This window comes from Streptomyces sp. NPDC104581, assembly GCF_055583685.1.
Genome location: NZ_JBVJNN010000003.1, coordinates 261,118 through 286,409 on the forward strand (window position 1 = coordinate 261,118; position 25,292 = coordinate 286,409).

Here is a 25,292-nt window from a genome sequence, read left to right on the forward strand (position 1 = left end):
CGCGCGGCGCTCAGAAACGCCGGGTGATCAGCGCGCGCTTCACTTCCTGGATCGCCTTGGTGACCTCGATACCGCGCGGGCAGGCGTCCGTGCAGTTGAACGTCGTGCGGCAACGCCACACGCCGTCCTTGTCGTTGAGGATCTCCAGGCGCTGCTCGCCCGCCTCGTCACGCGAGTCGAAGATGAACCGGTGCGCGTTGACGATCGCCGCCGGGCCGAAGTACTGCCCGTCGTTCCAGAACACCGGGCACGACGACGTGCACGCCGCGCAGAGGATGCACTTGGTGGTGTCGTCGAACCGCTCGCGGTCCTCCGCCGACTGGAGCCGCTCACGCGTCGGCTCGTTGCCGCTGGTGACCAGGAACGGCATCACGTCGCGGTACGCCTGGAAGAACGGCTCCATGTCCACGATCAGGTCCTTGAGGACCGTGAGCCCCTTTATGGCCTCGACCGTGATGGGCTTCGCGGCGCCCGTCTTCTTGTCGAACGACGTGATGTCCTTGATCAGCGTCTTGCACGCCAGCCGGTTCTTGCCGTTGATCCGCATCGCGTCCGAGCCGCAGATCCCGTGCGCGCAGGAGCGCCGGAACGTCAGCGAGCCGTCGATGTCCCACTTGATCTTGTGGAGGGCGTCGAGCACCCGCTCCTTGGGGTCGATCTCGATCGAGAAGTCCTCCCAGCGGGACTCGTCGGAGATCTCCGGGTTGAAGCGGCGGATCCGCAGCGTGACCGTGATGTACGGCGACGCCGGGGTCGCGTCCTCGACCTTGTCCAGTAGGGGAGTTGCCATCAGTACTTACGCTCCATCGGCTGGTAGCGGGTCTGGACGACCGGCTTGTAGTCGAGACGGATGGACTCCGTGCCGTCGTCGCCGACCTCGCGGTACGCCATGGTGTGGCGCATGAAGTTCACGTCGTCCCGGTTGGGGAAGTCCTCGCGGTAGTGACCGCCGCGCGACTCCTTGCGGGCGAGCGCCGACACGGCCATCACCTCGGCCAGGTCGAGCAGGTTGCCCAGCTCGACGGCCTCCAGCAGGTCCGTGTTGAAGCGCCGGCCCTTGTCCTGGATGGACACGTTCAGATAGCGCCCGCGCAGCTCGCCGATCTTCTCCACAGCCGCCAGAATCGTCTCCTCGGTGCGGAAGACCATGACGTTGGCGTCCATGGTCTCCTGGAGCTCACGGCGGATGACCGCCACGCGCTCGTCGCCGGTCGACTCGCGCAGCCGCCGGATCTGCGTCTCGACCAGTTCGGCCGGGTTCTCCGGGAGTTCGGCGTGCTCGTGCTTGGCCGCGTACTCGGCGGCGGCGATCCCGGAGCGCTTGCCGAAGACATTGATGTCGAGCAGCGAGTTGGTGCCGAGCCGGTTGGCGCCGTGCACCGACACGCACGCGACCTCGCCGGCCGCGTACAGACCGGGCACGACCGTCGTGTTGTCGCGCAGGACCTCGCCCTCGACGTTGGTCGGGATGCCGCCCATCGCGTAGTGCGCGGTGGGCTGGATCGGGATGGGGTCCGTGTACGGCTCGATGCCCAGGTACGTACGGGCGAACTCGGTGATGTCCGGGAGCTTGGCGTCCAGCTGCTCCGGCGGCAGGTGCGTCAGGTCGAGATAGACGTGGTCGCCCTCGGGACCGCAGCCGCGGCCCTCACGGATCTCCGTGTAGATCGACCGCGAGACGACGTCACGCGAGGCGAGGTCCTTCATGACGGGCGCGTACTTCTCCATGAAGCGCTCACCGTCCTTGTTGCGCAGGATGCCGCCCTCGCCGCGGGCGCCCTCGGTCAGGAGGATGCCCATGCGCCAGATGCCCGTCGGGTGGAACTGGAAGAACTCCATGTCCTCCAGCGGCAGTCCGCGCCGGTAGCAGGCCGCCTGGCCGTCACCGGTGAGCGTGTGCGCGTTGGACGTCACCTTGAAGAACTTGCCGGTGCCGCCGGACGCGTAGATGACCGACTTCGCCTGGAAGACATGGATCTCGCCGGTGGCCAGCTCGTAGGCGACCACTCCCGCCGACGTCTTGACGCCGTCGATCTCCACGATCAGCTGGTCGAGGACGTAGAACTCGTTGAAGAACTCCACGCCCTCCTTGACGCAGTTCTGGTAGAGCGTCTGGAGGATCATGTGGCCGGTGCGGTCGGCCGCGTAGCAGGACCGGCGGACCGGGGCCTCGCCGTGGTTGCGGGAGTGGCCGCCGAAGCGGCGCTGGTCGATGGTGCCGCCCGGCGTCCTGTTGAACGGCAGACCCATCTTCTCCAGGTCCAGGACCGCGTCGATGGCCTCCTTCGCCAGGATCTCCGCGGCGTCCTGGTCGACCAGGTAGTCGCCGCCCTTGATCGTGTCGAAGGTGTGCCACTCCCAGTTGTCCTCCTCCACGTTGGCGAGCGCGGCGGCCATTCCGCCCTGCGCGGCGCCCGTGTGGGACCTGGTGGGGTACAGCTTCGTCAGCACGGCGGTGCGGCTGCGCTTGGTCGACTCGATGGCCGCGCGCATACCGGCGCCGCCGGCGCCGACGATGACGGTGTCGTACTTATGGATCTTCATTGCTCTCGTCAGCCCCGGCTTCAGCGGATGTTCGGGTCGAAGGTGAAGATCACCAGCGTGCCCAGGAGGACGGTGAACACCGTGGCGGTGTACAGCAGACCCTTGAGCCACAGGCGCGTGTTGGCACGCTCCGCGTAGTCGTTGATGATCGTGCGCATGCCGTTGGCACCGTGCAGCATCGCCAGCCACAGCATCAGCAGATCCCACGCCTGCCAGAACGGGGACGCCCAGCGGCCGGCCACGAACGCGAAGCCGATCTTGCTGACGCCGCCGTCCAGCACGAGCTGGATGAGCAGGTGGCCGATGACCAGGACGACGAGGACGACGCCGGACAGGCGCATGAACAGCCAGGCGGCCATCTCGAAGTTGCCGCGCGTCGACCTGGGGGTCTTCGCGGTGCGCTTGCGTGGCGGCTCGATGAGCGGCGCCGGGTTGTCGGCGTCGTAGACGCCGACGCCCTCGACGGGACTGATCGCGGCGGTGGAACCGGTCGCGGTGGTGTCTGCGGACATCGGGTCAGTTCCCCCAGAGTTCGCGAGCGGCATGGCCGAGCACGGGGTAGACGGCGCCCAGCATCAGGACGAGCCAGACACCCACGACGCTCCAGAGCATCTGCTTCTGGTAGCGCGGGCCCTTGGACCAGAAGTCCACGGCGATGACGCGCAGGCCGTTGAGAGCGTGGAAGAGGACGGCGGCCACGAGGCCGTACTCCATCAGGCCGACGATGGGCGTCTTGTAGGCCGACACGACGTCGTCGTAGGCCTCGGGGGAGACGCGGACGAGTGCGGTGTCCACCACATGGACGAACAGGAAGAAGAAGATGGTGACGCCGGTGACTCGATGAGCCACCCATGACCACATTCCTTCCCGGCCGCGGTACAGCGTTCCAGCCGGCACGGAAAAGCCCTCCGGGAGCGGTGATAGGGGCCGGCCGCCATCTTCTACTCGATGAAGCACAGTGGTGTCGGTCGCGCCCGGCCGGGTACGGTCCACCGGCCCCGGCCATCGTAGCGACGCTTTGTCGGCTCGATCGCCCGGGGGCCCATCGGTGTGATCAAACAGGCAGTCAAACAGCCACGGACGGGCTATCCGGACGGCCTGAGTCGCCGGATTCCTGCGAAACACGGGGTGCGGGCGGTCCGTCGGCCACGAGACGCGCGACCCGGGAGCGGGCGAGGCGGCGCAGTTCGTCGGCGGCGACGGCACGCTCCTCGTCGGGATCGTGGGTGAGCCTCTTACGGATTCCGCTCAGCACCTGGTTCAGCCGCTCCTCGGGGCGGAAATCGTCGAGACTGATGACGAAGGCGTGGCCGAAACTGCTCTCGTACGCGGCGTGCGCCGCCCGCAGCGCGGTCCTGGCGGCGAGCGGCGCCGCGTGGTGCGGGTCGGCCGACGACTCGTCGGAGAGCGCTTCGGTGAGATCCGTCCGGGACAGGTCGTAGCTCGCCTCGTCGGCAGCGGCCAGGAGCGCGTCGACGGTCGGGTACGGGCGGTGGTCGGTGAGCCGGCGGGCCCAGCGGCGGTTTCGGCAGCAGGCCAGCAGGGCGTGCTCGACGGTGTCGGCCGGGGCGGTGTTGAAGCGTGCCAGGCCGGCGGGGGAATCGCTGGACAGCGTGGGCTCCTGGCGGGAGTGGCCGGAGACGACCGGCCGCGGTGGCGGAAGTGAAGGGAGACAAGGGTGAGACGGATGTTTCACAACGCTATCGACGGCGGGTGACGGGTGCCCGACAGATGCGCGAATTTCACCCGGACGGGACACCCCCGGCTCGCGCGATGGACAGGGACATGGGACGTTCGCCCTACTTCCTTCCTCTCTCACCACGCAAGGGATGATCACGGATGAGGTGGAACTCCCCAGCGACACTGGTGGGCGGCGCCGCGACAGTGGCGGCAGCGGTCACCCTCACGGTGGTGGCCTGGCCCGACGCCACCCCGCCCGACCACAGCGCACCGGCGGGATCGGCCACCGCACCGCCGGACGGCCCCCGGTCCGAGGCGTCGTCGGCCCGCTCCGACACCCGCCCGGCCGCACCCAGCCCCTCGGGCACCGGCCCGCTGTCCGAGGCGCCGGACGTCGTGCCCTCCGTACGGAAGTTCGAAGCGGCCCGCGGACCCGGCTGGCGACCCTCCGGGGACAGCGCCGTCGTGATCGCGGAGAACAGCGGGAAGCTGGCCGACGAGGGGCAGCTCCTCGCCAAGGAGCTGAAGATCGACTACCGGGGCGCCGTCGCGGCCGGGGCCGGCGACATCGAGCTGGCCCTGGAGTCGGGCAAGCAGGCGGGCCCCGAGTCGTACACCCTCACCACACGCGACGGGCGCGTCAGGATCGCCGGGCCCGACGAGGCCGGGGTCTTCTACGGCACCCGCACCGTCAAGCAGTCGGTGCGCGCGGACGGGGCGATACCCGAGGGCGTCGTACAGGACCGGCCCGACCGGCCGCAGCGCGGACTCAATCTGGACATCGCGCGCAAGTACTACACCGCCGGCTGGATCGAGGACCGGCTGCGCGAGATGGCCGACCTCAAACTCAACCAGCTCGGCCTGCACTTCTCCGACGACCAGGGTTTCCGTATCGCCTCCGACACGCACCCCGAGATCGTCTCCGAGCAGCACCTCACCAAGGCCGAGGTCCGGGGGATCATCGCGCTCGCCGGGCGGCTGCACATCGACATCATCCCCGAGATCGACTCACCCGGGCATCTGGGCGCCGTCATGGCACCCCACCCCGAGCTGCAACTCCGGGACGTGAACGGGAAGACCACCCGGGGCGCCATCGACATCTCGCAGCCCGCCGCCGCGAAGATCGTGGACGATCTGCTGCGCGAGTACGACACCCTCTTCCCGGGGCCCTACTGGCACATCGGTGCCGACGAGTACCAGGCGCTCGTGGTCAGCGACCCCCAGGCGTCCTTCCCCCAACTGGCCGCCGCCGCCAGGAAGAAGTACGGCCCCGACGCCAAGGTCCAGGACCTCGCGACCGGCTGGATGAACGACCGCGCCGCCGTGGTCCGGCCCCGGAAGAAGGAGATCCAGGCGTGGAACGACGGCTTCTTCGCCGGGGGCGTCGTCAAGGCCGACCGGAACCTCCAGGTCGACTACTGGACCGGCAAGGAGATCGGCGCCCGGCCCCCGCTGGACTATCTGCGCGAGGGCCGTCCCGTGGTGAACCTCAACGACGAGTTCCTCTACTACGTACTCGGCCAGCCGAACGACTTCGTGTACCCCACCGGCCGGCGGATCTACGAGCAGTGGACCCCGCTGGTGCTGCGCGGGACGACACCCGTGCCCGAGAAGTACTCGAAGCAGATCCTCGGCGCGCGGTTCGCCGTCTGGGGCGACATCGCGAACGCGCAGACACCGGCCCAGGTGGCCGCCGGCATCCGGCTGCCCCTGGCGGCGATGTCGCAGAAGGTGTGGAACCCGGTGAAGCCGGATCTCTCCTGGGCGCAGTTCAAGGCGCTGGCCGACAAGGCGACCGGGTGAGGGGCGGGCGTCAACCGCGCACGGCTTGATCGGCGCGGTCCGTCATTCGCGACATAACGGCTTCCGCGTGGGTCTTCCTCGCGTACCGACCCCCAAGTCTGAGCCATCAGTGACGTATTCCAGCCGCTGGGCGCTGTAAGGAGCAGTATTCTGCCCGTGACGGGAGGCGTGAATGAGCCTGGTGGAACTGATTGTTCGGGCGGATGAACGGGGACTCGCCGCGAGCGGGGTCGCCTGCCTCGACCGCTGCCTGCCCCTGCTCGCCGACGAGGGTGAGGTGCTGCGCCCCCTCTGGTCCGGTATCGCCGGCGGGGAGGAGACCTGGGCCCCGCGGCTCGCGGTGGCCAGGGAGGCGATGGAGGCCGCCGTCATCAGCGACGAAACGGCCGTCCTCGTACGGAAGATGCTCGCCGCCGCGCCCTCCGAGTGGGCGGCCGAGCCACTGCGCGGCTGGTCCGACACCTGCTCGGTCGTGGCGCTGGAGATCCACCAGCAGTTCGACGTGGTGGGCGACCGGGTCACCGGCGCTCCCGGCACCGTCGAGAGCGGCGCGTACAGCGACTGGGTGCGGCGCTGCCGTACGGGAGTGGCCGACGGACCCGGCGGCGAGCCCGGCATCGGGCCGTTCGTCGCCGGTCCGCTGGTCTCCGGTGAACTGCGGCGCCAGATCCAGATCCTGGAGATCCTGGGCGAGACGGACGGCACGGCGGGTCTGCGCCAGGCGCTCGACCTGTCGACGGAGGGCCGGCGAGTGCTCCGCGCCGTCGTCTCGCGCCGAGCGCGAACCCGCTGATCGACGGACCCTAGTGCTCCGCGTCGCGTACGAGAAGTGCGATCTGTACGCGGTTGCGGACGTGCAGTTTGGCGAACAGGCTGCTCGTGTGCGCCTTGACGGTGGCGACGCTGATGCCCAGCCGCTGCGCGATGTCCCGGTTGTCCAGACCTTCCGCGATGGCTCCGGCCGTTTCCCTCTCCCGTGCGCTCAGCGCGGACAACCTGGCCCGGGCCGATTCGCGGGCGGCTCCGCGGACGTGCGGGGAGTCCGGCGCGGTGGCCGCGGCGACGACCCGTGCCGTGGCAGCGGGGGAGAGGACGGATCCGCCGTCCGCGACCGTTCGTACCGCGTCGAGGATCCGCGGAGGCAGGGTGTCCTTGTGGATGAACCCGAGCGCTCCCGCGCGCAGCGCACCGATCACCAGGGCGTCGGAGTCGAACGTGGTCAGCATGAGCACCCGTGGGGGCGCGGGCCGGCCGAGGAGCTGACGGGTCGCGTCGATGCCGTCACGTCCGGGCATCCGAATGTCCATCAGGACGACGTCCGGCTGGTGGCGGTCCACCGCGGCGACGGCGGTGTCGCCGTCGGTGGCCTCCGCCACGACGGTCAGGTCCGGTTCGCCTTCGATGATGAGCCGCAGTGACATCCGTACGAGTTCCTCGTCGTCGGCGATGACGACCCGCACCCGCTCCCGCCGGCTCTCCACTCAGACGCTCCTCTCGTGGCCGGCCCCGGGCCAGGGCAGTCGTGCGGTGAGGAGGTATCCGTTCCCTGGTGTGGGGTGATGGACGAGTTCCCCTCCGAGCAGGGTGACGCGTTCGGTGAGGCCGAGGAGACCGAATCCCGATGCGGGTGTCTCCACGGGTGGCGCGGTGGCGGGCGAGTTGTGGACGCTGATGTCCAGCGTACGGCCCGGACTTCCTTCGAGGGTGAGGCGTACGTGTGCGCCCGGGGCGTGCTTGGCGGCGTTGGTCAGCCCTTCCTGGACGATCCGGTAGCAGGTCCGGCCGACGCTCTCCGGGGGCGCTTCCGCCACGGAGTCGACGAGGGTGACATCCAGCCCGAGGGAGCCGGCGTCGCCGACGAGGTCCGCGACGCGGCCGAGGGAGGGCCGGGCCGCCTCCGGCCGCTCCGAGTCCGTCCTCAACACGCCGAGGACATCGCGGAGTTCCTCCAGTGCCTGATGGGAGCTGTCGGCGATGCCGCGGATCAGCACCTCGGTGTCCTCGGCCGTGAGGTCGCCGCGGTGACCGAGCACTCCCGCCTGCATGGCGACCATGGAGATGCGATGGGCGAGTACGTCGTGCATCTCGACGGCGATCCGGTTGCGCTCCATGGTCCGTGCCTGCGCCGCGCGGGCGGCCTGCTCGCGCTCCGCGCTCTCCGCCCGCTCCCGCAGGGACCGCACCTCGGCTCGCCGGGCGCCGACGGCTGTGCCCACGGCCACCGCGATCCCGGCCGTGAGCAGGGGGAACACGAACCCCACCCAGTACATGCCCGGCTGTTCGATGACCGTGTAGGCGGCGGGGGCGATCAGGGACGAGACGAGATGAGCCAGTACGACGGCCCCGGTCTCCAGCGGGCGGCGCCGGGTGGCGACCGACGTCAGGGCCAGCACCGCCGCGCCGATGGCGAGGGCCGAGAGGGACGAGACGAGCGTGACCGCCACGGCGACGGCCAGGGGTGACCGCCGCCGCCACCACAGCGCGGTCAGACAGCTGAGAGCCACCAGCGGGTCACCGATGAGGAACCAGGAACGGGAGCCGGTCAGCTCCCCGTAGTGCATCGACAAGCCGGTGGCCAGCCAGACCGGTACGCCGAGAGCGGCGGCTGCTCCCAGTCGCCAGACCTGCTGACGTGCCGCGAGGCGAGGGGCGGGGTCTGTCTCCATTCGGGCCATTGTCCCCGGCGGACCACCCCGGCCACCTCGGACCGGAGGCTGAGACACCCCCTACCGGAGTCGAATCGCGGCCCCGCCCGTGGTCGGAGTCCGTTCCGCCCGTCAGGGGGACGCGGCGGCGCGGGCCGGCGGACCAGGCTCGTGCCATGCCGTACTCGCCGAAGACGACCCTGTCCCTCATCCTCGCCGTCACCGCCGTGGCCGCCACCACCGCGGCCTGCACCTCCCCGTCCCCGGAGAAGGCCGTCGCGTCGGACTCCCTGAAGTGGAGCCCGTGCCCCCAGAAGGAGGGGGACCAGGGCTCCGGGGCACCGGGGGCCGGTGCCCGTCTGAAGTGCGCCACGCTCAGGGTTCCGCTGGACTACCGGAAGCCGGAGGGCCGGAAGATCCGGATCGCGGTCTCCAAGCTGGCGAGCGGGAAGCCGTCCGAGCGCCGTGGCGTGCTGCTGACGAATCCGGGCGGCCCCGGTGCCTCCGGGCTCACCTATCCGGCGCTTCTCGCGGATGCCGGACTGCCGCGGAAGGTGCTCGACGCCTACGACGTGATCGGGTTCGATCCGCGCGGCGTCGGCGAGAGCACACCGGTCACCTGCGACCTGACGCCGGATCAGCAGAAGCGGGGCAACTTCCCCGCCTACGCGCGTACGGCGGCCGACGTCACGGAGGAGGCCGCCTACGCGCGGAAGATCGCGCGGCAGTGCGCCACCTCCCGGAGCGCGTGGATGCTGCCGCACACCACCACCGCGAACACGGCGCGCGACATGGACAGGATCCGTGCCGCGCTGGGTGAGCCCGGCCTCTCGTACCTCGGTGCCTCCTACGGCACCTCACTCGGCGCGGTCTACGCGACGATGTTCCCCCGGAACGGTGACCGGATCGTCCTCGACAGCAGCCTCGGCGCCGGCGGCTACGACGTCGCGGCCTTCCGCGCGCTGGCCCGGGGGCTGGCGGACCGCTTCCCCGACTTCGCCGCGTACGTGGCCGCGCACCCCGCCTACGAACTGGGCACCACACCGCGGCAGGTGGCCGAGACGTTCGAGCGGATCGCCGCGCGTCTGGACGCCGAGCCGGTCGGCGGCGTCGACGGCACACTGTTCCGCGGCATCTCGCTGGAGTACCTCTTCGCCGAGGCGAACCTCCCCACACTGGCGAAGGCCTGGCAGGCGCTCGACCAGGGCAGGCCGCTGCCGATCGGCCCGCAGCCGGGTGACACCGACAACTCCCCGGCCGGTCGCCACCATGTCATCTGCGCGGACTCCTCCTGGCCGCGGGACGTCCGGGACTACCGGCGTGCCGCCGCGGCCGACCGGGAACGGTATCCGATGCTGGGCGGGTCCACCGGGAACATCACGCCGTGCGCGTTCTGGCCGCGCCAGGGCATCGAGCCGCCGGTGCGGATCGACGACCGGGGACCGTCGAATGTGCTCATGGTCCAGAACGAGCGGGACCCGGGGACCCCGCTGTCCGGCGCGCGGACGCTCCGCGAAGCCTTCGGGCGGCGGGCCGCGATGGTGACGGTCGACCAGGGCGGTCACGGCGTCTACCCCTTCGGCGCCAACGCCTGCGCCAAGGACATCACGACCGGGTTCCTGACCACCGGGGAGCGGCCGGCCGGCGACCGCGCCTGTCCGGCGGAACCGGGCACGTGACCAGGACACCCCGCGGGAGCGGTGGCACGCCGCGGTGAGGCCGCCCGCCGCGCCGTGGGCCGGTACCGGCCCACGGGGGGCCGGCCGGCCGGCGCGGTGGGGCGACGCACGAGCGGTTGTCAGCGGTAGGTGTTCGCGGCGGTCCCGGCGTGGTGCCGGCCGGTGCCCGCCGACTGTGCGAGGGCCTGGAGACGCTGGTTGGAGCGGCGGGCCGCCCAGGCGACGACGAGGAGGGCGAGGCCGAGCAGGGGGTAGCCCATGGCGATCTTGGCGAAGCCGAGCCAGCCCGTCTCGTCGGAGTCGTAGAGCCACTGCTGGACGACGAAGCGGGAGGCGAAGACGGCGGCCAGGGCGAGGGTGGCGACGTCGTAGTAGCGGCGGGAGACCTTGTCCTCGCGCCAGGTGTTGTCCTGGCCCCTGATGGCGTTCCAGAGCAGGCCGGCCAGCGGGCGGCGTACGAGGACGGAGGCGACGAACAGGACGGCGCCCGCCAGGCTCAGCCAGATGCCCACCAGGAAGTAGTCCTTGGCGGATCCGGTCCACCAGGAGATGCCGGCCGCGACGGCGACGCCGGAGAGGCCGTTGAGGGCGGGGGCGAGGGACTCCTTGCGGATGAGGCGGACGGCTGTGATGGCCAGCGCGACGCCGATGGCGGTGACGATGGCGCCGTTGAGGCCGAGGAGCGAGTTCGCGACGACGAACGCGACGACCGGGAGCGTCATGTAGATCATTCCCGATGTGCCGCCCCACTGTTCCAGCACCGTCTTGCGCGGGGGCGTGGCGGGTTCACCCGCCGGCGGCCGGATCGCGTCGGCCTGTGTGTGCCTCGCGCCGGTGCGGGTCTTCTCGCCGGGAGGGGGGATGAGGTCGGTCATGCGTCATCAGCTCAATCGTGTGGGGAGCGGTTCGGGCTGTTCGTGCACACCGGCTTCCCCTCACCAGAGCCCGCAATCCCGGGCCTTGTGCCGTTCCCGCCGATGTCCCGGACTTCCCGGCGGAACGTCGCACAACGGCTGTGGCTGTCAACTGCTGCTTCCGGCAACGGAGTTGGGGCCGGATACTGGACGCATGAGCCGTATTCGCGAGATCACCGCAACGGGCCTGGCCACGCTCTGCGCGCTGGCCGCCTCCCTCGTCACGGCGGGCACCGCCACCGCGGTCGCCCCCTGCGACCACCCCGCCCAACAGCTCGACCTGGCCAACTGGAAGGTCACCCTGCCGACGGGGGCGGAGGAGTCGCCGACCGAGGTCAAGCAGCCGGCGCTGGACACCTTCTCCTCGGACCCGTGGTTCAGGGTGAACTCCGCCTGCACCGGTGTGCAGTTCCGTGCCGCCGTCAACGGGGTGACCACGTCGGGATCCGGCTACCCGCGCTCCGAACTGCGCGAGATGACCGGTGACGGCACATCGAACGCCGCGTGGTCCGCCACGTCCGGCACGCACACCCTGACCTTCCGCGAGGCGTTCAACAAGCTCCCCGCCGGCAAGCCGCACGTCGTCGGCGCTCAGATCCACGACGGCGACGACGACGTCACGACGTTCCGCCTGGAGGGCACCAGCCTCTACGTCACCAAGGGCGACGACACCCACCACAAGCTGGTGACCGGCGACTACGCGCTGAACACCGTCTACGAGGGCAAGTTCGTCGTCGGCGGCGGCAAGATCAGGGCCTACTACAACGGCGTCCTCCAGACGACCATCTCGCACACGGCGTCCGGGAACTACTTCAAGGCCGGTGCCTACACCCAGGCCAACTGCGGCAACTCCTCCCCGTGCGGCAGCTCCAACCACGGGCAGGTGAGCGTCTACAAACTGGCCGTCGCCCATTCCTGAGCCCGGCTCTCGCCTTCCGGCTCCCCGGCACGGTCGGGCACCGTCCCGGAGGATCGGAGCCGGATCGTGACGCACGTCACACAGGCGTGACCCGGGCTCACCGGCCGGGGAGGAGGACACCCGGCCGGGCCGGTCACGCGTCGGCCGTCCAACGGCCCGCACTCCGCGCCTTCCTGCTCAGGCGGCGGGGTGGAGAGGACGACCGGGGCCGCCACCCCCCACAGGAGAGGCCCCGGTCGCCGTCCGGCGGGGACGCTTCGCGGCCCCGTACTCATGTCAGCGCCGGGAGAGCGTTTTCTGTCACACCGAGGCCGGAAGGCAGGTTGTTGCCGGTTGTACAAATTATGGACTTGGACATCCGAGAGGCCGTAGCGTGCAGGAGCGCGTGGGGGCGCGCGGCAGTGACCAGCTGCGATTCAGGACGGGTTGAGTGGAGTGCTGGGGGACGACGCGGAGCTCACCGCCGCGGTGCTCGCGGCACAGGACGGGAACGAGGACGCGTTCCGGACTGTGTACCGCGCCGTGCACCCGCGGTTGTTGGCCTACATACGAACGCTCGTCGGCGAGCCTGATGCCGAGGACGTGGCTTCCGAGGCATGGCTTCAGATAGCCAGGGACCTCGAACGCTTCAGTGGCGACGCCGACCGCTTCCGCGGCTGGACCGCGCGGATAGCCAGGAACCGCGCCCTGGACCACATACGGATGCGGGGCAGGCGCCCGGCGTCCGGGAGCGACGAGACGGAGCTGGCGGGCAAGGCGGCCGATTCGGACACCGCAGACGAGGCCATGGAGGCCCTGTCGACCGGTTCGACGATGGCGCTGATCGCCCAACTGCCGCAGGACCAGGCCGAGGCCGTCGTGCTGCGCGTCGTGGTCGGGCTCGACGCGAAGAGCGCCGCGCGCACGCTCGGCAAGCGGCCCGGAGCCGTACGGACGGCGGCGCACCGCGGCCTCAAGCGGCTGGCCGAGCTCCTCGGCGCGGACGATCCGGAGGACCCGGAGTACGGTGAGGAACCGGCGGGTCCGGACAGTGCCGACCGCACCGCGCGCGGCGGCGCGGCGAACGGCCTGGAGCTGCGATCCGTACCGCCTCAGCGCGGTCGGCACCCCGGAGCTCCCGAGCCCGCCGGTGTGACGCATTCGCCGCCGGGGACGCAGAAGGACATGTGATGGGGCACGAGCGTGAGACGTGGCTCGACCACGGCGTCGCGGAGCTTCTGCTGCGCGGCCGGCAGGTCGAGACCGCCGACATGCACGCCCAGGCGCAGGCCGACCGGCTTGCCAGGGTGCTGGAGGAGATCGCGTACGCCGCGTACGCGGGACGGACGGCCGACGCGAAGGCCGAGGCGGTCACGGCCAACGGCGCGTACCGGGCCGGGGCCTCGGGCGAACTGCCCGGTGAGGCCGCCGCGCTCGCCGCCTTCCGGCAGTCCGTCGGAACGGCGGGCCGAACCGTTTCCTCCGGCCGGGGCAGGGCCGTCGACCCCGCCGACGGCATCGGGACCGTACGGCTCGGTTCCGGGCGCGGCGGGGAGCGGGTCCCGCGCTTCGGCCGCCCGCTGCGGCTGGGACTGGCCGCGGCCATGGCCGGATGCGCGCTCAGCGGTGTGGCCGCCGGAGCCGGTTATCTGTACGCACCCTCCGCCGGTGAGAGCTCGCCACAGCCGACGAACTCCGTCTCGGGCGTGGTGACACCGTCGCCCCTGGTGTCCGACACGCCGAGCGACAGCCTCCCCCCGGCCACCCCGGAGGATCTGCCGGGCAGTACGGACGCGGGCCCCGGGGTCCCCGGCGCCTCCGGCTCCGCCACCGGAGAGGACACGGCGGGCGGTCCCGCGCACCGGCGCGAGGGAGAGCAGGGCCAGACGTCCTCGGGCAACGGCTGGAAGAACGGCGACGGCGAGAAGTGGTACGCCAAGCTCGTCCAGGCGTGCCACGAGTACCGCAACGGCACCATCGCCCCCGGAAAGAAGAAGCTCCTGGAGAGCGCGGCCAAGGGGCCGCACGCCGTCACCCGCTACTGCGCGCAGCTGCTGGTCGACGACCCGGGCGACGACGGCCACAACGAGGGCGCGCCCGGCAACGGCAACAGCGGCGGCAACGGCCCGCAGATCGGCGGCCCCTCCGAGGGAGGTCCGCCCCACGGCGGCGGGACCGGTGGTGGGATCGGCGGCGGAAACGGCGGGACCGGCGGCTTCGGCAACGGTGGCTCGTCGGCGCCGCCGAGCGGATGGCCGGGCGGTGACTACGGCGAGACGATCGGGATGCCGCCGCCGACTTCCGGTGCCAGTGGCGCCGGTGGGACCGATGACGTGAACCCGCCGCCCCTGCTCCCGGCGACGCCCGGCGTCGGCGCGGACGACGAGGCGGACACCGGCTCCGCCCCCGGCCCGGACAGCGGGCCGGACCCGGACACCGGCGCGGGCGGACCGCCCGCGCCGACGCCCGCCCCGGACTCCGGGCCCGGCCTCTCCGCCCCGTAGTCGACCGCGATTTTCGGCCACGATCGGCCCCTCGGATCCGGGTGTGACGTTTTTTCACCCGGCGACGCAGTAGAGAGTGAGCCGACTGGTCATCGGCCGCGTCAGAGCCGGGGTTCCCCCCGTACCTTCGGCTCGACGCACAGTTGGCGCGGGCGGGATACGTTCCCCCGGTCCCGCCCGCGCCTCTCATCCCCGCCGTCAACCCCGTCCCCCGGGTCGCCCCCGTTTTGGCGTGAAACCCCTCAACTCCCGCACGGGTGCGCTTCGACGGTCCGCCGCGCCGGCCCGCTACCAGTAGACGACGACCTTGTCGCCGGTCCGCACCTGGTCGAAGAGCGAGGCGATCTTCTTCTTGTCACGTACGTTGACGCATCCGTGCGAGGCCCCGCTGTAGCCGTTGGCCGCGAAGTCCGCCGAGTAGTGCACCGCCTGGCCGCCGCTGAAGAACATCGCGTACGGCATCGGGGTGTCGTACAGCGTCGAGACATGGTCCCGGGACTTCCAGCCCACCTTGAACACGCCCTCGCGCGTCGGTGTGTACTGCGAGCCGAACCGCACGTCCATCGTCGACATCACCTTGCCGTCGATCATCCAGGACAGCGACCGGCTGGTCTTGCTGATGCACAGCACCCTGCCCGTCATGCACCGCTCGTCCGGTTTCGGCGGCTTGGGCTTCTCGGCGGCGGGCGGGCGCAGCTGGGCGGGCGTCGGCTTCTTCGTCATCCCGAGCAGCCGCCCCCAGGTGACGGTGTCCGTCGCGCCGGTGCGCGGCAGGCCGCGCTTGGCCTGGAAGGACGAGACCGCCTCGGCCGTGACCGTGCCGTAGTAGCCGGTGGGGGCGCGGTCGAAGTGGGCGATCTGGCGGAGCCTGGCCTGGAGTTCCCGTACCCGGTCGCCCTCGGAGCCGGTCGCCAGCAGGATCTCCGGCTTCGGCGGCGCGGGCTTCTCGGCCGCCGTTCTCGACGGCGCCGCGGACGGTGTGGCCGGCGGCTTCGACGCGGCGGCCGGTTTCTCCGGGGGGCTGCTGGACGCGGGTGCGGCCGGCTCGATCCGCACCCCGGCGCCGCTGCCCTTCCTGTCGTCGGCGGCGCCCGCCGGATCGGTCACCACCTGCGCCGAACAGCCGGCGGTGACCGCGAGCACGGCGCCCGTGGCGACCGCGGCGCGGAGTGCGGACGTACGCGCGCGCGTCCCCGGTCGCGTTGATGATGTGGGCAACTTCGTCCCCCTGTCTGCCACTGAGCTGTCCGATGGCGAGTACGGCGAGCACGGCGAACGGTCGTCGTGCCGGGCGGTCGTACAGAACGGTCGTGTCGAGCGGCCGTGCCGGTCCGTTCAGTCGGCACGCAACTCCTGAGACTTCTCAGGAGCCGTTCCGGTTGCCCGGGTCGGGCAGGTCTTCGCGTAAAAACTTCCGGGCAGCGGAATTTCACCCCGGGAGGCGCGAAAGGAAAGCACGTCTCGACGGATGAGCTTTCCTGACGGACGCCGTCCCGCGCAACCACGCATTAGCCGGAAGGCCGAAACCGGAAGCGGTCCGCCGAATCCCCGCCGGAAGCGGGCCCGACACTCCGTGAGGCTCATGTCGCGGTGCCTTCGGCGCCCGCATGATGGACGCGACGACAACCCCGAGCGGAGCGGCGGAGGCGGAGCGGATGGCGCAGGGGCCCGGTGAGCAAGCGGCGGTACGGCGGACGGAGAGCGGTCTGCCGATCGAGCCGGTCTACGGCCCCGCGGCGCTGTCCGGCTGGGACCCGGCCGAGCGGCTCGGCGACCCGGGCTCGTACCCGTACACCCGCGGGGTGTACCCGTCGATGTACACCGGCCGCCCGTGGACCATGCGCCAGTACGCGGGCTTCGGCACCGCCGCCGAGTCCAACGCCCGTTACCGGCAGCTGATCGCCCACGGCACCACCGGCCTCTCCGTCGCCTTCGACCTGCCCACCCAGATGGGCCACGACAGCGACGCGCCGATCGCGAGCGGCGAGGTCGGCAGGGTCGGCGTCGCGATCGACTCCATCGACGACATGCGGATCCTCTTCGACGGGATCCCGCTCGACCGGGTCTCCACGTCGATGACGATCAACGCGCCGGCCGCACTCCTGCTGCTGCTCTACCAACTGGTCGCCGAGGAGCGGGGCGTACCCGCGGCGGCGCTCACCGGCACCGTGCAGAACGACGTGCTCAAGGAGTACATCGCGCGCGGCACCTACATCTTCCCGCCGAAACCCTCACTGCGGCTGATCGCGGACATCTTCCGGTACTGCCGGACGGAGCTGCCCCGCTGGAACACGATCTCGATCTCCGGCTATCACATGGCGGAGGCCGGGGCGACACCCGCGCAGGAGATCGCGTTCACGCTGGCCGACGGTATCGAATACGTCCGTACGGCCCTCGCCGCCGGAATGGACGTGGACGACTTCGCGCCCCGGCTCTCCTTCTTCTTCGTCGCGCGTACGACGATTCTCGAAGAAGTGGCCAAATTCCGTGCCGCGCGCCGCATTTGGGCCAGGGTGATGCGCGAGGAATTCGGCGCGCGCAATCCCAGGTCACTGATGCTCCGCTTCCACACGCAGACGGCGGGCGTGCAGCTCACGGCGCAGCAGCCCGAGGTGAACCTCGTTCGCGTCGCGGTGCAGGGGCTGGCCGCCGTCCTCGGCGGTACGCAGTCGCTGCACACGAACTCCTTCGACGAGGCGATCGCGCTGCCGACGGACAAGTCGGCGCGCCTCGCGCTGCGTACCCAGCAGGTGCTCGCGTACGAGACCGATGTCACCGCGACCGTCGACCCGTTCGCCGGCTCGTACGCCGTGGAGAGGATGACGGACGACGTGGAGGCGGCGGCACTGGCCCTGATGGCCCGCGTCGAGGAACTCGGCGGCGCGGCCGAGGCCGTCGAACGCGGCTTCCAGAAAGGCGAGATCGAGCGGAGCGCGTACGCCGTGGCGCGCGCGACGGAGAGCGGGGAGCGCGTCGTCGTCGGCGTCAACCGCTACCGGCTGGACGAGGAGGAGCCGTACGAACCGCTGCGCGTCGACCCCGCGATCGAGGCCCGGCAGGCGGCCCGGCTGGCCACGCTGCGCGCGGAGCGCGACCAGGGTGAGGTCGACGCGGCGCTGTCGGAGCTGCGGCGGGCGGCGGAGGGGGAGACGGACAACGTGCTCCACCCGATGAAGCGGGCGCTCGGGGCGCGGGCGACGGTGGGCGAGGTGTGCGACGCCCTGCGGGAGGTGTGGGGCGCGTACGAGCCGGCCGAGGTGTTCTAAGGGCTGTCCCGTAATCCCCGGCGGGCGCGCGACGACAGCTACGGCGCCTCGCCGCGTTGTCGGATCGCCCGCATACGCCCAGTATGAGGACGACCCTCCGCCTTGCGACGCACCGCATCTGACGCCACGCGCTGATCCACCGGGGATCACGGGACAGCCCTTAGCAAGACCGACGGGCGGGTACGGACGGGGTCCTCCCGTCCGTACCCGCCCGATCGGCGTGGTCGTTCCAGGTCGTGTCTTCACAGGAGCGCCGTCCGCCCGCGGCGCGGGCCGGGCGGGACTCCGAAGACACCACCTAGGGCTCGTCCGTGCCCTTCTCGGGCCGGGTGTCGCCCACCTCCTGGGGGATGGCGCGCTGCGCCCTGATGTGCAGGACATCGCCGATGAACAGGTCGTACAGCAGCACACCGATCACGCCGCCGATCAGCGGGCCGACGATGGGGATCCACCAGTAGTCGCTGAACGCCCCGGCCAGCGAGCCGGGCATCGCCAGATCCCCCCAGCCTGCGGCCCAGGTGAGCAGGCGCGGGCCGAGGTCACGGGCCGGGTTGATCGCGTAGCCGGCGTTCGCGCCGTAGGACATGCCGATCGCCGCGACGGCGAACCCGATGATCAGCGGACCGAGGTTGGCCTTCACGGCCGTGTTGCGCAGGTCGACGACGGCGACGATGAACATCACCAGGAACGCGGTGCCGACGATCTGGTCGAGCAGCGGCCCCCAGATGCCGCCGTTGAAGTACGGCGCCGGGAACGTGCCGAAGATGGAGAACGACGCGAGCGTGTGACCGTTGGTCTTCGGGCCCTTCATCGCGGCGTCGAAGGCGTTGATCGCGTCGCCGTACACCCAGTAGACGAGCGCGGCTCCGACGAACGCCCCGGCGAGCTGCGACCCCATGTAGGGGAGGACCTTCGCCCAGGCGAACTTGCGGCGTACCGCGAAGGCCAGGGTCACCGCCGGGTTGATGTGCGCCCCGCTGACACCGCCGGCGACGTACACCCCGAAGACCACGGCCATCGCCCAGCCCCAGGTGATGAGCAGCCAGTCACCCGAGCTGATGAAGAAGGTGGTGGGTCCCGCCGTGCGGCCCGATCCGGGCAGGGCCGCGACGGCCATCGCCACGACACCGGTACCGAAGGCGATGAGTACGAACGTGCCGAGGAACTCTGCCAGGCACTCGCCTCCGAGAGTTGCCCGTTGCCTGAAATTCGAGGGCTTGATCAGGGGTGGAATCTCTACGGCCATGGGTCCTCTTAGGCTGTCGTCCGGTGCGCCGAAACGCGGCTGGGTCCCCTCCCCGCGCTCGCACCTTAATGTCAGCCGACCGGGTGGGCCCGGCAGCGACGCGCCACGACCACGAGTGCCGTGAGGACCTCATTCGGACGCACCAAACGCCGCCGCCCGGGCCCCTCACCGGGGGGAACGACGGACGGCCGGCCCGCCGGGCGCGGTGCCCGCGCGCCAACTCGCGCGGGTGGTTCGTCCGTTCGGCGACGGGCGTGGACAGCCGGCGGTGACCGCCCGTCAGAAGTCGAGAGTGGCGGTCGCGGCCTCGGGCACGAACCTCTTCCCGCCGTCCCGCGCCGTGAGCAGCGCGGAGACCGTCCACTCGCCCCTCTCCATCTCCGCCGCCTCCCGATCCGTGATCCGCAGCGTGTAGCCGCACGTGGACTTCTCGTCGTCGACGCGCTCGCAGACCGCGGCCTCCTCGACGTGCTCCATCTCCTCCGCCGTCACGCCGGGGCCCGAGGACTTCGGCCACGCCAGCACCGTGAGGTTCTCGATGCCCGAGTCGTCGGCCACGTCCGCGGCGAAGGCGAACGCGCCCCACGAGTCGCCCGACGGTGCCACGAACCGCGCCGACGCGTTCTCCACCGCCGGCCGGGAGGGCGCGGTGGCCGCCGCCATACCGGCCACCGCCACACCGGCGACGACGGCGGCGCCGCCGAGGGACACCAGGGCGGCACGCACGGAGATTCCGGACATGGAACATCCTCCTCAAGGACGTCAGCGGGTCCGGAACCGGTGAGCGGGGTGGCGGCGCCCGCGGCCGGCGGGACCGGCCCGGCGCCCTCCGGAGCGTTCCGGCGTGCTCCCAAACTAGGACCGCGAAGTCCGGCGGGCGTCCGGCCACGGGATGACCGGGACGTCCGACCTGAGGTAGAGCCGGGGCCCGGCCCTCGTTCCTCCGGGGTGGACCTCAGCTCCCCACCCGCGCCACCGCGCCCGTCTCCAGCGCCACCCACAGCGAGCCGTCCGCGCCCACCGTGATGCCGTGCGGCTCAGAGGACGGCGACGGCAGGTCGTGCACCGCGATCCCGCCCTCCCCGGTGACACGGCCCACGCGGCCCGTGCCCCACTCCGTGAACCAGCAGTCGCCCGCGCCCACGGCGGTGATCGCGTGGGGCCTGGCCGCCCGGTCCGGCAGTGGGAACTCCGACACCCCGCCCGTCACGGAGATCCGGCCGATCTGCCCCGCGACAATCTCGACGAACCACAGCGCCTCGCCGTCGGACGTGATCCCGACCGGGCCGGCGCCCGGGGTCGGCAGGGCGTGCAGGGTGACGTCCCCGGCCACGGTGACGCGGCCGACCGCGTTCGCCTGGTTGAGCGTGAACCAGAGCGCGCCGTCCGGGCCCGCCGTGATCGCGGAGGGGTAGCCGCCCCCGACGGGCAGCGGGAACTCGGTGATCACCCCGTCGACCGTGACACGGTCGATCCGGTCGGTGTTCATCGAGGTGAACCAGAGCGCGCCGTCCGGTCCGGGCGTGATGCCGTACGGCCCGCTGCCGGGCGTCGGTACGGCGTACGACGAGCCCTCCCCGTCGACGGTGAGACGGCCGACTGCGTTCGCCTCGTTGAGCGTGAACCACAGGGCGCCGTCCGGGCCCGGTGTGATCACCATCGGGCGGGCGGCCGACGGGTCCGGGCCCGCCACCTCGTACCGGGTCACCCCGCCGTCCGGTCCGAGGCGGGCGATCGAGCCGCTGTGCACCAGCGTCACCCAGAGCGCGCCGTCCGGGCCCGCCGCGATGCCGTACGGACCGGAGCCGGCGTCCGCCAGGGGGACCTCACGGACGGTGACGGGGGCGGATGCGGCGTCATGACGAGACACTGGGGAGTCCTTCCAGGACGGCTGCGGGGCGACCGCGGTCACCCGCGCAGGGGCGGGTCCGGCCCCGCACCCTCCCCACCACGGCACCTCCCCCGCAACCGTTTTTCGGGCTCCCGGCGTTCCATCCGCCGACGCGGTCAGTTCACCTTCCCGTCGCGCGGGTTTCCTAGCCTGTCGCCGACCCGCAACCTGATCGCGGGGCAGACAGACGCTGGGAGCACCATGACGAAGGTCCGCAACCGATGGCTCAGGCCGCGCGACGGGGACGGCCCGGCCGGGCCTCCCGACGGGGCGGGGCAGATCCCGGGCCGGGGGGACCGGGTCACGCCGACCGAGCTGGACGTGTGTCTGCGTGCCTGCGCCGTGCACAGCGGGAAGCTGGTCGCCGGCCTCGACCGCAAGCGCGCCGAACTCGCCGAGAAGCTGCGCCTCGTACTGGCCGCCCACGCCGCCGAAGCCGGCGACAGCGCCCCCGCCGCCGCCGCGACGCCGCTCATCCGGCGCGCGGCCAAGAAGGTGGTCACCGGGGGCACCGGCTCGCTGAGCGGTGAACTGCTGGACGCGCTGCTGGCCGTCGGCAACAAGGCACTGGAGTGCGGCTACGACGACGAGCTGCGGCTCTCGCTGCTCATCAGCGACGCCGTCCTGACCCAGCGCAAGAACTCCCGCGCCGGCTGGCGGCTGCGCGCCCGCACGCTGGAGGCCATGGGCGACGAGCCGGCGACCATCGCCGCGTACGAGCGCTACCTCGCCCTCACCGAGGAGGACGGGTTCGGTGTCGCACCCCGCATCGCCGGACTGCGCAGCGGTGGCGAGAAGCAGGACGAGATCCTGCGGCTGCTCGAACGAGGCTGCCCGCAGGCGGCGGTGTACGCGGACGGCCCCGCCACCGACATCTGGGCCGAGGGCGTCGAACTGCACGCGGCGGGAGACACCGCCGGCGCCGAGGCGCGGCTGATCGGCGCGCTGCTCGCGATGCGCGGCGACGGCAGCCCCGTGACGGACCTCCAGGTCTCCATCGGGCAGTACCTCGACCTGCGGCTCGCGGGCGGCGGAGCGGTCGAGGAGACCCGCCGGCTGGCCGCGCTCTACGGCGAGATGCGCCTGCGCCGGCAGCGCGGCCCGGTCCCCGACCCCACCTTCGGCGATGTGCGGTGGCTGACCCTCGGTGAGTTCCGCAACCAGATCGCGGGCAAGTCCATCTGTCTGATCGCCAACTCCCAGAGCGTCGGGCGCGGTTCGCTCGGGGCCGAGATCGACGCCTACGACCTGGTGGTCCGCTTCAACTCGTACCGGATCGACGCGGCGGCCACCGGCAGGCGCACCGACATCCACGCCTCCATCCACAAGCACGGCTTCAACTGGGACCAGCAGGTCACCACCCGGCTGATCTTCGGCGGGCTCTCCAACGACTGGAAGAACTCGCTGCGCAACCGGCTCGTGCCCGGCGCCCAGACGTACGTCAACGACGAGTCACTGCGCTGGCCGCTGCGCAACATCGGCCGGGTCGGCAACGAGGAGTGGCCCGCCATCCCGACCAGCGGCTTCAACATGCTCTGGCTGCTGGACTTCCTGGACGTCAGCCCGAAGCTCGACCTGATCGGCTTCGACTTCTACGAGAGCGGTGCCTACCGCCTCAAGGAGGCGATGCGGATGCCCATCACGTCCGTGCACGAGTACACCAGCGAAAAGGCGTGGGTCATGGCACGCGCCCGGAGCGTGACCGACACGAGGATCTCCCTGCGATGACCGCCACCCCCCACGCCCCGGCCGGCCCCGCCGCCGCGGCGGCCGCCACCGCGCCGCTGTCCGCCAACGCCCTGACCGGCAAACGACGTCTCGCCTTCGCGTCCTTCGTCGACGAGAACTACCTGCCCGGCTTCCTCGCCCTGCTGCGCAGCCTCGCGCTGTCCAACCCGGGTGTGTGCGAGGACTTCGTCGTCCTCCACGACGACCTGCGGCCCCAGTCGGTCGCCTCGATACGCGCGCTGCACCCCAGGATCCGCTTCCACCGCGTCGACGCCGCGCGCTACGACAGCTACGAGAAGGGTGACCAAAACAACTACCTGGTCCGCAAGGCCTACTTCATCCTCGACGTCTTCCGGCTGCGCGACTACGACACGATCATCACCCTCGACACCGACATGGTGGTCCTCGGTGACCTCTCCGAACTGCTCCGGCTCCGCGAGGGTCTCGCCGCCGTACCGCAGTTCTTCTACGGGCAGCACAAGCTCAACAGCGGACTGCTGGTCATCCAGCGCGAGTACCTGAGCGACGAGTTCTGCGCGAGGATCGACGCCACCGGACGCAGCGGTGACTACGAGCTGGACAAGCACGACCAGGGCATCCTCAACTCGGTGCTCGACGGCGACTTCGTCCAGCTCGACTCGCGCTACAACTTCGTCAAGCGCCGGCTCTCCGGCGACAAGCCGGTCCCCGACGACACCGCGATCCTGCACTTCACCGGTCGCCACAAGCCGTGGCAGGGCGGCGAGGCCGGATACACCCAGGCCGAGGACCGCTGGCGGGAGTTCGAGCTGTCGGACGCGGAGTTCTACGCCGCGTACATGGCGGTCTCCGGCACGATGCACCACGACCTGGTGGTCAAGTACGGCACCGAGCACGTCGCGCGCACCGGGGACGTCGAGAGCGCCCGCAAGGTCGCGCACGCGCACATCAACGCGGGCGGCTTCCAGGAGGCCGCCGACATCCTCTCCCGCGTGCACATCCCGGTCGACGACGCCTGGCCGCACGAGGTGCTGGGACACGCGCTGATGAGCGTCTCCCGGTACGACGAGGCCAGGGTCCAGCTGCACCTCGCGGCGGGTTCGCCCGGCCGCGCCGCGACGTCCTTCGGGCGGCTCGCGCAGATCGCCTGGATCCATGGCGACGACGCGACGGCGCACGCGTACGCGATGGAGGGGCTGGCCGTCGACCCCACGCACCGGTCCAACCGGCTGATGCGGCTGCGGACCCGGGACCACGACCTGCCCGCCCCCCGCGAGGGCGCGCCCGGCGACCAACTCGCCCATGTGGCCTTCTACATGCCGCAGCAGGGCAACGCCGGTGACAAGCTCCTGCCGGAGTCCGTACGGCTCGCGGTCGGCACCAGCACCGGCCCGAACGGCGGCGCCGACACCGAGACGGGGCCGCGCCGCTGGCACTCGATCCACGCCCACCGCCTCTTCGACAAGGCCGCGCTCGCCCGCGTCAACGAGCGGCGCGGGCTGGTCATCGGCGGCGGCGGACTCTTCATCCCGGACACCGCGCCGAACGGCAACAGCGCCTGGCAGTGGAACGTCCCCGACGAGAACCTGAACGGCATCGACGTGCCGATCGTGGTGTACGCGGTCGGCTTCAACGCCTTCGACGGCCAGTCCTACCGGGCCGGGCGCTTCCACTCGTCCCTGCGCCAACTGGTCGAGCGCAGCGCGTTCTTCGCGCTCCGCAACCACGGCTCGATCGAGAAGGTCCGCGCGCTGCTGCCGGCCTCGCTCCACGACAAGGTGCGCTTCCAGCCCTGCCCGACCACGGTCACCCGGCAGCTGGTCGACGGCTGGACCGACCCGGCCCCCGGGCAGCGCGAGAACACCGTCATGATCAACGCCGCCTACGACCGGGCGGGGCTGCGCTTCGGCCACGACTACGCGCACTTCCTGGCCGAGACGGCCAAGGCCGTACGGGCACTGGGCGAGCACACCGAGGTCCTGTGCGTGGCGCACTCGCTGGACGACGAGAAGATCGCGTTCGACCTGCGGCGCGAGCATGGTATCTCGCTGCCGGTCATCCCGATGTACGACTTCGACAACGACGCGATCCGGGACACCTACGCCCGTACGAAGCTGGTCATCGGCATGCGCGGCCACGCGGGAATGATCCCGTTCGGCTGCGGCACCCCGATCATCTCGCTGATCTCGCACCCGAAGATGGCGTACTTCCTCAAGGACATCGACCGGCCGGAGTGGGGTGTCTCGGTCCACGACCGGAACCTCGGCGCCCTGCTGACGGAGCGGGCGCTGGGGCTGCTGAACGACCACGCCGGATCGGTGGCCGACGTGCACGGCAGGCAGCAGGAGCTGTGGAAGGTGACGCAGTCGAACGCGGCCGACCTGCGGGGGATTCTGGGGGGCTGACGCGGAGGTGGTACGGCCTCGGGGGGGGGGGGGGGGGGGGGGGGGGGGGGGGGGGGGGGGGGGGGGGGGGGGGGGGGGGGGGGGGGGGGGGGGGGGGGGGGGGGGGGGAG

The 25,292-nt window shown here is 71.3% G+C and carries 21 protein-coding genes; 9 read left to right on the plus strand and 12 right to left on the minus strand.

The window, feature by feature from the left end; translation table 11 throughout:
• Positions 1-10: 10 nt before the first annotated feature.
• The 5 genes from ACZ61E_RS04440 to ACZ61E_RS04460 all read right to left on the minus strand — a co-directional run bounded on the left by ACZ61E_RS04440 (position 11) and on the right by ACZ61E_RS04460 (position 4,240).
• Positions 11-790, minus strand: a complete 780-nt coding sequence (locus ACZ61E_RS04440) for a succinate dehydrogenase iron-sulfur subunit (RefSeq protein WP_469697476.1) — start codon at positions 788-790, stop codon at positions 11-13.
• Positions 790-2,544, minus strand: coding sequence for a succinate dehydrogenase flavoprotein subunit (gene sdhA, locus ACZ61E_RS04445; protein WP_469697478.1), 1,755 nt, complete (start codon positions 2,542-2,544; stop codon positions 790-792). Before sdhA ends, ACZ61E_RS04440 begins: the two co-directional genes overlap by 1 nt.
• A gap of 20 nt (positions 2,545-2,564) precedes the next feature.
• On the minus strand, positions 2,565-3,056 hold the full coding sequence (locus ACZ61E_RS04450) for a succinate dehydrogenase hydrophobic membrane anchor subunit (RefSeq protein ID WP_469697480.1): 492 nt from the start codon (positions 3,054-3,056) through the stop codon (positions 2,565-2,567).
• A gap of 4 nt (positions 3,057-3,060) precedes the next feature.
• A complete protein-coding gene (gene sdhC / locus ACZ61E_RS04455) occupies positions 3,061-3,441 on the minus strand; it encodes a succinate dehydrogenase, cytochrome b556 subunit (RefSeq protein WP_469697482.1) in 381 nt (126 codons plus the stop codon).
• Positions 3,442-3,610: 169 nt separating this feature from the next.
• Positions 3,611-4,240 (minus strand): 2-oxo-4-hydroxy-4-carboxy-5-ureidoimidazoline decarboxylase, encoded by a 630-nt coding sequence (locus tag ACZ61E_RS04460; RefSeq protein ID WP_469697484.1) that lies wholly within the window; start codon positions 4,238-4,240, stop codon positions 3,611-3,613.
• Between the two features lie 143 nt (positions 4,241-4,383).
• Here ACZ61E_RS04460 and ACZ61E_RS04465 point away from each other — a divergent pair, with 143 nt between their 5' ends.
• The gene (locus ACZ61E_RS04465) at positions 4,384-6,027 is read left to right on the plus strand and encodes a family 20 glycosylhydrolase (RefSeq protein ID WP_469697486.1); all 1,644 of its coding nucleotides are present in this window, start codon (positions 4,384-4,386) and stop codon (positions 6,025-6,027) included.
• A 172-nt stretch (positions 6,028-6,199) separates the two neighbouring features.
• Positions 6,200-6,820 carry a hypothetical protein gene (locus ACZ61E_RS04470; protein WP_469697488.1) on the plus strand — a complete coding sequence of 207 codons (621 nt, stop codon included), beginning with the start codon at positions 6,200-6,202 and terminating at the stop codon, positions 6,818-6,820.
• A gap of 10 nt (positions 6,821-6,830) precedes the next feature.
• Here the strand turns inward: ACZ61E_RS04470 and ACZ61E_RS04475 are convergent, their stop codons facing one another.
• Entirely contained in the window at positions 6,831-7,508 is a 678-nt protein-coding gene (locus ACZ61E_RS04475; RefSeq protein WP_469697490.1) for a response regulator transcription factor, read from the minus strand.
• The gene (locus tag ACZ61E_RS04480; RefSeq protein WP_469697492.1) at positions 7,509-8,693 is read right to left on the minus strand and encodes a sensor histidine kinase; all 1,185 of its coding nucleotides are present in this window, start codon (positions 8,691-8,693) and stop codon (positions 7,509-7,511) included. It lies immediately after the preceding gene.
• 155 nt (positions 8,694-8,848) lie between these two features.
• Between ACZ61E_RS04480 and ACZ61E_RS04485 the strand changes: the two genes are divergently transcribed.
• A complete protein-coding gene (locus ACZ61E_RS04485) occupies positions 8,849-10,351 on the plus strand; it encodes an alpha/beta hydrolase (protein WP_469697494.1) in 1,503 nt (500 codons plus the stop codon).
• A 119-nt stretch (positions 10,352-10,470) separates the two neighbouring features.
• Here the strand turns inward: ACZ61E_RS04485 and ACZ61E_RS04490 are convergent, their stop codons facing one another.
• Positions 10,471-11,226, minus strand: a complete 756-nt coding sequence (locus ACZ61E_RS04490) for a DUF3159 domain-containing protein (protein WP_469697496.1) — start codon at positions 11,224-11,226, stop codon at positions 10,471-10,473.
• Between the two features lie 193 nt (positions 11,227-11,419).
• Here ACZ61E_RS04490 and ACZ61E_RS04495 point away from each other — a divergent pair, with 193 nt between their 5' ends.
• From ACZ61E_RS04495 to ACZ61E_RS04505, 3 genes are all read left to right on the plus strand, one after another.
• Entirely contained in the window at positions 11,420-12,184 is a 765-nt protein-coding gene (locus ACZ61E_RS04495; RefSeq protein ID WP_469697497.1) for a polysaccharide lyase family 7 protein, read from the plus strand.
• A 435-nt stretch (positions 12,185-12,619) separates the two neighbouring features.
• The gene (locus ACZ61E_RS04500; protein WP_469697576.1) at positions 12,620-13,354 is read left to right on the plus strand and encodes an RNA polymerase sigma factor; all 735 of its coding nucleotides are present in this window, start codon (positions 12,620-12,622) and stop codon (positions 13,352-13,354) included.
• Positions 13,354-14,667: a hypothetical protein gene (locus ACZ61E_RS04505; RefSeq protein ID WP_469697499.1), complete on the plus strand. Its 1,314-nt coding sequence runs from the start codon at positions 13,354-13,356 to the stop codon at positions 14,665-14,667. The genes ACZ61E_RS04500 and ACZ61E_RS04505 overlap by 1 nt, the downstream gene beginning before the upstream one ends.
• A 288-nt stretch (positions 14,668-14,955) precedes the next feature.
• Here ACZ61E_RS04505 and ACZ61E_RS04510 read toward each other — a convergent pair whose 3' ends face one another.
• Positions 14,956-15,885, minus strand: a complete 930-nt coding sequence (locus ACZ61E_RS04510; protein WP_469697500.1) for a L,D-transpeptidase family protein — start codon at positions 15,883-15,885, stop codon at positions 14,956-14,958.
• Positions 15,886-16,322: 437 nt separating this feature from the next.
• Here ACZ61E_RS04510 and ACZ61E_RS04515 point away from each other — a divergent pair, with 437 nt between their 5' ends.
• Complete coding sequence (locus tag ACZ61E_RS04515; RefSeq protein ID WP_469697577.1) at positions 16,323-17,933, plus strand: acyl-CoA mutase large subunit family protein; 1,611 nt, start codon at positions 16,323-16,325, stop codon at positions 17,931-17,933.
• Between the two features lie 298 nt (positions 17,934-18,231).
• Here the strand turns inward: ACZ61E_RS04515 and ACZ61E_RS04520 are convergent, their stop codons facing one another.
• The 3 genes from ACZ61E_RS04520 to ACZ61E_RS04530 form a co-directional block, all read right to left on the minus strand.
• On the minus strand, positions 18,232-19,179 hold the full coding sequence (locus ACZ61E_RS04520; RefSeq protein ID WP_469697502.1) for an MIP/aquaporin family protein: 948 nt from the start codon (positions 19,177-19,179) through the stop codon (positions 18,232-18,234).
• 279 nt (positions 19,180-19,458) lie between these two features.
• A complete protein-coding gene (locus ACZ61E_RS04525) occupies positions 19,459-19,920 on the minus strand; it encodes a DUF5707 domain-containing protein (RefSeq protein WP_469697504.1) in 462 nt (153 codons plus the stop codon).
• Positions 19,921-20,134: 214 nt separating this feature from the next.
• Positions 20,135-21,049, minus strand: a complete 915-nt coding sequence (locus ACZ61E_RS04530; RefSeq protein ID WP_469697506.1) for a Vgb family protein — start codon at positions 21,047-21,049, stop codon at positions 20,135-20,137.
• A 222-nt stretch (positions 21,050-21,271) separates the two neighbouring features.
• On the opposite strand from ACZ61E_RS04530, the gene ACZ61E_RS04535 reads away from it, so the two are divergent.
• Positions 21,272-22,798 carry a glycosyltransferase family 29 protein gene (locus tag ACZ61E_RS04535; protein WP_469697508.1) on the plus strand — a complete coding sequence of 509 codons (1,527 nt, stop codon included), beginning with the start codon at positions 21,272-21,274 and terminating at the stop codon, positions 22,796-22,798.
• Positions 22,795-25,182: a glycosyltransferase gene (locus ACZ61E_RS04540; protein WP_469697510.1), complete on the plus strand. Its 2,388-nt coding sequence runs from the start codon at positions 22,795-22,797 to the stop codon at positions 25,180-25,182. Before ACZ61E_RS04535 ends, ACZ61E_RS04540 begins: the two co-directional genes overlap by 4 nt.
• Positions 25,183-25,292 lie beyond the last annotated feature (110 nt).